2 protein-coding genes are annotated in these 640 nt (G+C 62.8%); both read right to left on the reverse strand.

Annotation, left to right across the window (positions count from 1 at the left end; translation table 11 throughout):
* Window positions 1-228: 228 nt before the first annotated feature.
* The gene (gene rpsJ / locus AC07XP_RS32305) at window positions 229-543 is read right to left on the reverse strand and encodes a 30S ribosomal protein S10 (RefSeq protein WP_007838118.1); all 315 of its coding nucleotides are present in this window, start codon (window positions 541-543) and stop codon (window positions 229-231) included.
* A gap of 21 nt (window positions 544-564) precedes the next feature.
* A partial coding sequence (locus tag AC07XP_RS32310) for an EF-Tu C-terminal domain-related protein (protein WP_492679784.1) occupies window positions 565-640 on the reverse strand: 76 nt, incomplete at its 5' end.

Here is a 640-nt window from a genome sequence, read left to right on the forward strand (position 1 = left end):
CCTCCCCCACCGCAACCTGCCAGCAATGCCGCTGCGATGCACGCCGCACCGAATGCAAAAGAGAACTTCTGGCTCATCACGTGTGCTGCCCTCGTTTCAGCCCCGGCGCACTGCGTCCCGCAGGCCGGTGCGCGAGGATGCCACACTTGAGAAACAAACGTGAAGCACAAAAAAGCCCGCCTGCATTTCTGCAGGCGGGCTGTGCTCGGAATGCGACGCGAGGTCGAATTACTGCAGCTTGATCTCGACGTCGACGCCGGCCGGCAGGTCGAGCTTCATCAGCGCGTCCACGGTCTTGTCGGTGGGGTCGACGATGTCCATCAGGCGCTGGTGCGTGCGGATTTCCAGCTGGTCGCGCGACGTCTTGTTGACGTGCGGCGAACGCAGGATGTCGAAACGCTTCATGCGGGTCGGCAGGGGCACGGGGCCCTTGACGATCGCGCCGGTGCGCTTGGCGGTGTCCACGATTTCAGCGGCCGACTGGTCGATCAGCTTGTAGTCGAATGCCTTCAGGCGGATGCGGATCTTTTGCTTGGTAGCCATGGTGATTCCTTTGCGTCCGGCTTAGATGTCGAGGATCTTGGCCACGACGCCCGAACCCACGGTACGGCCGCCTTCACGGATGGCGAAGCGCAGGCCT

This window comes from Variovorax sp. GW531-E2 (assembly GCF_059423125.1).

Coding starts and splice junctions, on each gene's coding strand:
- rpsJ (WP_007838118.1), bottom strand. CDS start 543: ATGGCTACCAAGCAAAAGATCCGCATCCGCCTGAAGGCATTCGACTAC.